This is a genomic window from Colwellia sp. BRX8-4 (assembly GCF_014077345.1).
Lineage (GTDB): Bacteria > Pseudomonadota > Gammaproteobacteria > Enterobacterales > Alteromonadaceae > Colwellia_A.
This window is the reverse complement of the sequence record NZ_JACGVS010000042.1, coordinates 1-8,636: the sequence shown is the minus strand read 5'-3', so window position 1 is coordinate 8,636 and position 8,636 is coordinate 1. Positions and strand designations below refer to the sequence as shown.

16 protein-coding genes are annotated in these 8,636 nt (G+C 34.6%); all 16 read right to left on the bottom strand.

Annotation, left to right across the window (positions count from 1 at the left end; translation table 11 throughout):
- Nucleotides 1-119: 119 nt before the first annotated feature.
- Entirely contained in the window at nt 120-275 is a 156-nt protein-coding gene (locus H4J56_RS19025; protein ID WP_182259793.1) for a hypothetical protein, read from the bottom strand.
- 104 nt (nt 276-379) lie between these two features.
- Nucleotides 380-760 (bottom strand): hypothetical protein, encoded by a 381-nt coding sequence (locus H4J56_RS19020; RefSeq protein WP_182259792.1) that lies wholly within the window; start codon nt 758-760, stop codon nt 380-382.
- 97 nt (nt 761-857) lie between these two features.
- The gene (locus tag H4J56_RS19015) at nt 858-1,256 is read right to left on the bottom strand and encodes a DUF1801 domain-containing protein (RefSeq protein ID WP_182259791.1); all 399 of its coding nucleotides are present in this window, start codon (nt 1,254-1,256) and stop codon (nt 858-860) included.
- A gap of 122 nt (nt 1,257-1,378) precedes the next feature.
- Nucleotides 1,379-1,753: a hypothetical protein gene (locus tag H4J56_RS19010; RefSeq protein ID WP_182215136.1), complete on the bottom strand. Its 375-nt coding sequence runs from the start codon at nt 1,751-1,753 to the stop codon at nt 1,379-1,381.
- 134 nt (nt 1,754-1,887) lie between these two features.
- Nucleotides 1,888-2,226 carry a PDZ domain-containing protein gene (locus tag H4J56_RS19005; protein ID WP_182215135.1) on the bottom strand — a complete coding sequence of 113 codons (339 nt, stop codon included), beginning with the start codon at nt 2,224-2,226 and terminating at the stop codon, nt 1,888-1,890.
- A gap of 111 nt (nt 2,227-2,337) precedes the next feature.
- Entirely contained in the window at nt 2,338-2,706 is a 369-nt protein-coding gene (locus H4J56_RS19000) for a hypothetical protein (protein WP_182215133.1), read from the bottom strand.
- Between the two features lie 117 nt (nt 2,707-2,823).
- Nucleotides 2,824-3,216: a hypothetical protein gene (locus H4J56_RS18995; RefSeq protein ID WP_182259790.1), complete on the bottom strand. Its 393-nt coding sequence runs from the start codon at nt 3,214-3,216 to the stop codon at nt 2,824-2,826.
- Nucleotides 3,217-3,320: 104 nt separating this feature from the next.
- On the bottom strand, nt 3,321-3,764 hold the full coding sequence (locus tag H4J56_RS18990; RefSeq protein WP_182259789.1) for a DUF6326 family protein: 444 nt from the start codon (nt 3,762-3,764) through the stop codon (nt 3,321-3,323).
- A 120-nt stretch (nt 3,765-3,884) separates the two neighbouring features.
- Nucleotides 3,885-4,328, bottom strand: coding sequence for a hypothetical protein (locus H4J56_RS18985; protein WP_182259788.1), 444 nt, complete (start codon nt 4,326-4,328; stop codon nt 3,885-3,887).
- Between the two features lie 99 nt (nt 4,329-4,427).
- Nucleotides 4,428-4,730 carry a hypothetical protein gene (locus H4J56_RS18980; RefSeq protein ID WP_182221966.1) on the bottom strand — a complete coding sequence of 101 codons (303 nt, stop codon included), beginning with the start codon at nt 4,728-4,730 and terminating at the stop codon, nt 4,428-4,430.
- A gap of 72 nt (nt 4,731-4,802) precedes the next feature.
- Nucleotides 4,803-5,270, bottom strand: coding sequence for a nuclear transport factor 2 family protein (locus H4J56_RS18975; protein ID WP_182243545.1), 468 nt, complete (start codon nt 5,268-5,270; stop codon nt 4,803-4,805).
- 102 nt (nt 5,271-5,372) lie between these two features.
- Nucleotides 5,373-5,846 (bottom strand): hypothetical protein, encoded by a 474-nt coding sequence (locus H4J56_RS18970; protein ID WP_182259787.1) that lies wholly within the window; start codon nt 5,844-5,846, stop codon nt 5,373-5,375.
- Nucleotides 5,847-5,978: 132 nt separating this feature from the next.
- Entirely contained in the window at nt 5,979-6,566 is a 588-nt protein-coding gene (locus H4J56_RS18965) for a hypothetical protein (protein WP_182243900.1), read from the bottom strand.
- A 135-nt stretch (nt 6,567-6,701) separates the two neighbouring features.
- The gene (locus H4J56_RS18960) at nt 6,702-7,061 is read right to left on the bottom strand and encodes a VOC family protein (protein WP_182243899.1); all 360 of its coding nucleotides are present in this window, start codon (nt 7,059-7,061) and stop codon (nt 6,702-6,704) included.
- 120 nt (nt 7,062-7,181) lie between these two features.
- Nucleotides 7,182-7,631, bottom strand: a complete 450-nt coding sequence (locus tag H4J56_RS18955) for a GyrI-like domain-containing protein (RefSeq protein ID WP_182243898.1) — start codon at nt 7,629-7,631, stop codon at nt 7,182-7,184.
- Between the two features lie 567 nt (nt 7,632-8,198).
- On the bottom strand, nt 8,199-8,408 hold the full coding sequence (locus tag H4J56_RS18950; RefSeq protein ID WP_182218477.1) for a hypothetical protein: 210 nt from the start codon (nt 8,406-8,408) through the stop codon (nt 8,199-8,201).
- Nucleotides 8,409-8,636 lie beyond the last annotated feature (228 nt).

The window sequence follows — 8,636 nt, the reverse complement described above, 5'->3', positions numbered from 1 at the left end:
CAAAAATGTTTTGCCAGTGTTTGATTTTTTGCTGTTTATTCATAATTACCTCATGTTAATTTACTAAGATAATTATGCGCAGGCTCGATTAATATTGGTATGTGGGGCTAATTACGCGCTTACTTAGATACTATGTTTAGACCAACACCAACGGAACCGTCTTCTAAACCTAGCTTATGTACATTAACCTTAGTTTTTATTAAAGTTTTAGCTAACGCATCTACTTGACCTAATGCGCCAATTTCTTTGCCTTTAAATAGTTTAAAAAGTGCCATGCTCGTCCTTGTAAAATATAACGCCCAAATAACAGGCTAAAAATAGTGGGCTAAAATGGAGCCAAGAGAACGGCCTGCTGTTTTAGTCCTTGTTGATTTTCTTATTAGGTGCTTTTACCCAAACCAAGCGACTTAAGTATTAAAAGTGATAATAAACTAATAAGACCAGAACATATAAAGCCTATAAGCGGAGCAAATGTTCTTCCCGTATCGGATATGACCTTACTCATCGCTAGCTCTTGAGATGCGGTAATTTCTAAACCATTAAACATACCGTCATTATTAAGATCGAACTTATTTAATTGAAATTCTAAATAAACTTCATATCCAAAGACTGAATATATTATTAAGCCGTATGAAATGGCAAAAATATAAAGACTGATTTTCGATGGAAACGCTAATTTTTTTCTTGATAATTTAAGATAAATAAATATTACAATTGGTGCAAGATACAATAAAACAAAGAACATGTAGATTAGAACCATCCAGACACTCCAAACGCCACGTTAAGCGACAAAAGATTGTTGGTTAATGTTGCGAAAGGAGTGAAGTAGCCAACTTTTTTTGTCCTTGTTTAATCTCTTAGGCATTTTTACACCTATATTTTTGCTGCATATACTGAACGGATAACTTAGCTATTTTTTCGAGAACATCCAGTTTGATATCGGATAGTTTATTAATATACAAACAAGATTTGCCCAGTTTATGTTTACCTAGTTCCTGTAATAAGTCTTCGATTTTGTCAAAACCAGGCATTATATAAACCACTAAGTTTTTTTTTCTAGGAGAGAACGAGATTACTGCGGAATCTCCTTCACGACCGCTATCGTATTTATAGTGATATTTACCGAAGCCAATTATGCTGCCACATAAATAAGGCTTATACCCAGATACTGTTTCCAAAAAAGATAACAACGCAAATGAATCCGATTTTCTGGTCTCATTTTCAATGCACGATATAAAATTGTTGATTTCATCCATTTGACTGCTCCAAAATTATCGAAATGCCTTGCGGCCATATTCAGTGGCAAATAATAGTTGGCTAAAATATCAACGGAGTTAAACTGCCAACTGTAATTTTTCCGTTTGAAGTTCTGTTAGGTTTAAAGAAAGCCTGCAGAAAAAATACCTGCACCAAGCCCCAAAAACCCCATAGAAGCTCCACGAATAACCTTTAAAATTTTAGACATTTCATATATGTTTTTACCTTTGAGCAGTGAATCAACAATATGGTCTTGCCCAACCAAAGAAAAAAATATTGATAGAGCTAAAAAAGCTAATGAAACATAGATACCATTTCCAATTACAACAACGTTTAATTGTATAAGAATTATTATTGCACCAATGACAGCAGATGAAAGCCACGCATATTGTTTTAATAATTCAAAATGAAGCTCTGTTGTCAATGTTTCATTCTTCGCTTTATTTGTACCGACTGATTCGACTTCGATATTTTTTTCTACTATTACTTCTTCCATAATTTAAAAAGAACTCCAATGTATGGTTAAACCTATTGCCTACTTTTAGAGGCAAATAATATGTTGGCTAAAATAAGCGACGCAGGAGCAAAAGCCAACAATTATTTGTCCTGCTTTAACGACTTGTTATATTTTTATTGCAGAGTGATATTGGCTTCATATGTTTCACCGTTAGGCTTCAACATACTCAAAACGACATTATCACCAACTTTCTTTTGTAAAGAGCTCTTAGCTGTTGAAGCTGAACAGCCAGGAATTTTACAGCCATCAATTGCAACTACGTCATCGCCAACGTTAAGCCCTTCTTTTTCAGCGGAAGAACCTTGAACAACTGATTTGATAGTAGCTTTAGTTACTTCAGGACTAAAAAATCCAGATACATTTACATCCATTTTAAAACCTTTTTCACCTTGCTCCTCTGCAAAAGTATAGAAAGAAAACATAGTTAACAAAATTGTGATTAATACTCTCATGGTAGATTTTATCCTTAAAATATAACGCCCCATTAAGAGGCTAAAAATTGTTGGCTATATTCGCGAGGAACGAGCACAACCAACTGTTTTTTGTTCGTATTGACTTGCTTGTTAGGTTTGATTTTCAAGCCAAGCTAATGCTTCTTTTTCACTATTGAATTTCTTTATTTGATACCCCATTTCAGCGGCTTCTTTAGTTACGATTTGATCCGTAGGCTTTTCAATGTTATCAAGCACCGCGACTGAGGCCATATTAAACTCTTCTTTGGTAGCTATATATTTTCCAAAAATTTCCTGTTCAACGTTAGTCATCTCTTGCTTTATACTTCTAACGTCAATTAACAATCTGAATCTCTTAAAAGCATTAAAATTACAACATAGTTCATGAACTGAAGACAATCGTTCTTCTAAAGTCATAACTCCTTTATAAGTGACTTTAATTATTTTATTAGTTTCAATGATTTCAATTTTATGACTCATAGTTTATTTTAAACCTACGCCTTGCTATACGAAAAATAATCGTTGGCTATAATGTTCGATGAACGAGCGCTAGCCAACTGTTTAGCGTCCGTTTGAGTCACTTTCTAGGTTAATACCTTAATTTTCACTCAATTCTACAACCATTGGCTTACCACCAAAACCATCTTCATTACATTTGGCTCTTACTATTACCTTAGATATTTCTGATGGAATTTTTATATCACACTGGCTACGAGTAAATGGTTGCTCATTATCATGAGGATGAGCAAGTTGACGGTATCCAAGTTTATTACCGTCTAAATCTATAACTTCCCAACCATCTGCGTAATGCCCCCACCCTTGGTCATTGTGCCGAACTGAGGTGGCAAAGCACCAACTACCGTTTGATTTCTTAGTAGCGAGAACCTGTGTAACCTGAGCAAAATCCAAAGAAGTAGAATAAGTATCAACGTCAAATTGTGATGCGAATGTTGATGATGCAAACATCGATAATATTACCAGTAGTTTCATGTAAACTCCATTTCACCTAGCGCCCTAATAACGGACAATAAAATTGTTGGTTAAAATGGCGCGAAGCGAACAGCCTGCACTTTTCAGTCCTGTGGATTAGCTTGTTATACATTACTTGCTAGTGGTATTTCGGCTTTAGGCCATTTCCACGCGTACCAAATAATCGCCAATGAGATTAAAACCTCTATCGTTGTTAAAAATAAGTAAAACACCCAGGTTTCTGTCAAATTAGTTGCAATAAGAATAACTATATAAAGCGTGCTCAATATTATATTCAACCAACGATTTATCTTAGGTTGCACCACTAAGGTAAAAAATATCATCACACTTGGCATTGCCATTAATAAAGCAACTGCAAAAAACTCTAATTGAGTTTCAGCCGTTACTTTTACTGCCATAGCATCTGCTAATATTCCAGGTACATAAATCTGTATATAGTCACCGTAAACATAACAAAACATTACCGCTACCCAAAGCGCAGAAATCTTTAATTTTACATTAATTTTAAAATCTTCATAAACTTCCGTATTATTTTTAACTGTACTCATTCAAAACTCCATATTTTCGATAACGTATAAGGCCCTGTTCAGGGGCTAACTTTGGTTGGCGTACTGTGAGCGGAGCGAGACCACCAACTGTAACTTGTCCTTTTAAGTGATTTGTTATATTTAGAATTTATAACCAACATCTAATGTAAACATAGCCTTTCTTGAAGGGTTGATACGCTGATTACTAAATAATGGTGTATATGATTCTTCATCATAGACACCCACTCCAGCTCCTAAAACCCAGCCACTGTCTTTAAAGCCTTCCAAATGATAATTATAAGTTATAAAACCATATCGGCTATCTCCATCAAAGATACCTTGAATTTCACCAAGTGAAAAACCAACAGAATGATATTCATCATCTGAAACAATTGTTTGCATTCCTACTGAATATCCAGGTAACCCAACTGACATGAAATATTTACTATCTTGATGTTTTACTGAAAACTGAGTCCCAATAATTCCACTATATTGTAAACCTGCCCCAAGTGAAAACTCAAATTCAGCTCCAAAAGCAGAAATAGGGAGATAAGATAATAAAATAAGCAGTGATTTTTTGAACATAACACCATCCTTGATTAATAAAAATAACGCCGCATTAAGCGGCTAAAATTGTGAACGCAGTGAAACAGCCAACTGTTTTTTGTCCGTTTTAATGCTTTGTTATATGTTTTTTCGGCGATAAACTACAACCCAAAAGTATACTAATATGGCAATTAAATTTAGAAAATACAAAAGAAAACCAATTAGCATCCGATGATCAGTATCATCATTTTCAATAAAGTCTTCTAACATTAACGTCCAAAAGCCAATAACAGTAATAAATAATATAGGGATACCGATTTTCTCAACTAAATGGGCTTTATTCCAATTAACATATGTATATTCATCTAAATACCCCATTAGAGCTGCAATAAGAATTACAACGACAACAAGTGTGTACCAAAAACCTGCAAGTAATTTCATAAAAGTTTAAACATAAAATGCCCCATTAAGAGCCAAGTGTGTTTTGTCCGTTTGAATAATTTGTTAGGTGAATTATTTACCGTACCTGCGAATAACGGATACCTGACCATTTTCTAACTCAATAACATCCAGTACCACTTTGCTATAACTAAATTCTGAACCATCTGAGCGTAGACCTTTAGCAGAAAATTTATGCTTAAATGCAATTGAGTTGTAACCAACAATATACGCTATTAATTTTGAATCATAACTAGTATGGACACCCAAATAACGAGTCATCCCTTTGCGCATCATTTCTTTCCCATCCGGTTCTCTAGAATCATCGGGAGCATTAGGGAAATGTTGATTGCCTACATCATCAGTTAAGAATGATAAGTAATGTTCTAAATCTTCTTTAGAAGCATTAGGCTGTTGAGTTTTTACCTTTGCTTTATAATATGCTTGAAAAAATTTATCGTAATCAACCATATCTTCATTGGCCACCACATTTATTGAAAGACAAGTAATTAAAACAGCTACGATTGATATAAATTTATTCATTTGTGCTCCTTAATATGAGATTCACATAACGCCTCGTTAAGCGGCAAAAGTGTGAAGCGGAGCGGAACCAACCAACTGTAATTTGTCCCGCTTAAACAGCTTTTATGTGCACTTTATTACCTGTACGGGTGAATTACAATACTCTAATTTCCCTATTAATTCGTTATTATCTAAATAGTTAGGACAATTACCAATAGTAACAGCATAAACGCTACCATTTGGTTGTATCTCTACATCGACAAAAGATGCAACAAGCCTGTCTCTTAATTGACGACTCCAAGTAAAATGATAATTGGTATTATGGGATTTTAGGAATGATCTGTCTGGCGCGTTAAACTTACTAGTAAAAGAAGTTAAAGCCATATCCTGAGTCTTTACATTTATACTCGCAGACCTTGCTGTCCAAGAGAACGGCCAAGATCTGGTTATATCTACAGATATTTTGCATTCTCCAAGCTCCGAGGTACGCGATAATTCAGAAACTATTTCTGCATATTCAATGTTCTTTAAACTACTTGAGCCTGCTTGACTAAGCCAAACAAAAAGAATAACTATTGGAATCAATATACGATTCATGATGAATACGCCTCACGTCCTGTGTACCTAACGCCCAATTAACGGGTCAAAATAGTTGGCTAAAATGTTAAACGAAGTGAAAAAGCCAACTATCATTTGTCCTGTTTTAACGACTTATGTTTACAGCACTATCTACAAATTATAATAAGCACCAACAAAAAAACCATGTTGTTTGAAAGCATTTATATATCCTGATAGAGGAATAGATAAACAAGCGCTGAAATAATCATTTATTTTATATGTACCTTGATCTTTCCACCCATGTTCAAAAGCTAATTGTATTGGCCCTTTAATTGGATGTTCTCGTTGTATATCTGTTAGTGGGATTGAAATAAAATAAGAACCATTATTTGAATTAACAATATCCTTGAAAGTAAATGGTTCTCCGAACTCTTTAGCTCTAATTGTATCCTTTAGAAAGTCAACATAATGCCCTGCTTTTTCTTTACAAATATTAAACCTAATATGCTTTGAGGCTACATTTATTGCATCACTAGGCCACTTATCCTGCTGGTACGAATATTTTGCAGATAAAACTAAAATATCTCTGTCGTAAGGGCTTCCCATTTCTTCCAATTTATCAGGTGTAAAGTTCTCTATTTCTTGAGGTAATTCATCAATGAACTTTACAATATTATTGTTAGCAAATGATTGGGAAGATAAAGTTGAGATTGTCATGCCTAATAGCAATGATATGTGTAATTTATTTAAATGATTCATAATATCCTTATTATTTAACTATGATGGTAATTGAATGTAAACATAACGCCCCATTAAGAGGCTTCTAATTGTGGGTTAAAATGTGAAGCGAAGCGGAACCTAGCCAACTGATAAAAGTCCTGCTTAAATCGCCTGTTATGTGCCAGATAAACACCAAACAGCAAATTCATTACCACTAGGTTCAATAAAGTGAAAACGACTACCACCAGGGAATGAGAAAATTGGAGTAGATATTTTGCCACCAAAAGACTCTACAATTGATTGAGCTTGCTCCAAATCATTCGTTTTCAATACGAGCAAGGCAGAACCGTTTGAGGTTACTGATGATAAGTCCGATTTATAAAAACCACCGTCCAATCCTTCATCTGCAAAAGCAGTATAATCGGGACCGTAATCGATAAAACTCCAACCAAAGGCATCCTCAAAAAACTTTTTTGTAGCTGGAATATCTTTAGCAGGAAACTCTACATAATTTAACTTTAAATTTACAGGCATAACCTAAATCCTTTTTGGCACATAACACCCAATTAACGGGCAAAAAATAGCGAGCTAAAATACGAACGAAGTGACAAAAACCCGCTGTTTTTTGTCCTCGTTAAATGGCTTGCTATGTAACTATTTAACCGCTACATGGACTTCTATTTCATTTCCGTTTGGGTAATACTCGAAATCCGTTGTATAGAGCCTTATATGTTCTTCTTTAACGTTAGAAAAATAATTCCAAACTTCTGTCCAAGCATCAATAGCTATTTGAGGCATTTCGCCTTTATGCGTAAACACAAGATATTTTGCTTCAGGAATAGTTATCTTTTCCATATTTATATTCGATGGAAAAGACGTTCCGTCAAAACCAGCAAGAACAGTAAACTTTCCTGTGTGGTCTGATTCATAGTTAGAATATACACCGTATACTCTTTCGCCACTTTTATAATCCACTGGAACCGATTCATCAAAAGCTTGCCACAAAGCTCCTATTTTACCTTTATTAGGATCCATCTCTGTTGCGTTATCAGTTCGGATACTAAGCCCGTTAATAGCTTTTTCTGAAACAAATTTTAATTCCATCACGATACTCTTCTAATTACATAACGCCCTACTAAGCGGCTAAAAATAGTTGGCTATAATTTGCAATGTACGAGCAAAACCAACTGTTTGTGTCCGTATTGAGTTGCTTATTATGTGTTTACTTTGACCTTATAACCGCCAAAAAACCAACATAAAGCAGTACCTATAAAGATAACAGGTAGCAAAACAACAATTTTAAATTTTGAAACTTCAATGTGTAAATCAAAATAATTTAATGCATCGTTAACATATGGAAATAATGAAAACATAACGAGTAGAGTAATTATAAAATTGAAATATACAAAAGCATTAGCTTTCAGATGAACATTACAGTTGATACACCTTGTTGAGAATGCATTTCTAGCTCTGATCCAAGCTGTAAAATTGATAGCTCTTTCGTTGCAATTTGGACAATCCATAGTCGATACACCTTAAACACATAACGCCCTGTTAATGGGCAAAAATTGTTGGCGAAAATGTTGAACGGAGTTAAAACAGCTAACTGTTTTTTGTCCGTTTGAAAGCCTTCTTAGCTATACACTATTTACACATTCCAATTGACGAAAACTAAAACACTCGTTTTCCAGATATTGCGATATAAATGGCAACAAAACCAAGCAATGAATATATCCATTCGAAATAATCAACCTCTTGGTAATTACCTTTCAATGCCATTGTGCCAATCATATACGCTAAAAATAATGAAGGAACAGCAAAAGCACCTAGTAGAAGCCGAATATTTAGAGGTAATTTTGTACTTTTATTTTTCGTATTCATTGTTCATGCTGTCCTTTGTAAATTTTAGCTAGTGCCACAAAATATGATCTGTATAGCTAACGCCTCATTAAGAGGCAAATAATAGTTGGTTAAAATAAGCGACGAAGGAGATGTATGGACTCCTCCCCCTCGCGGGAGTTTTGCGGTATAAAGTGAAAAGCATTCACTCAAATCAACTTTTACCAGGAGTCCACACAATGACACAATGTAACGTAATCGCTATCGATT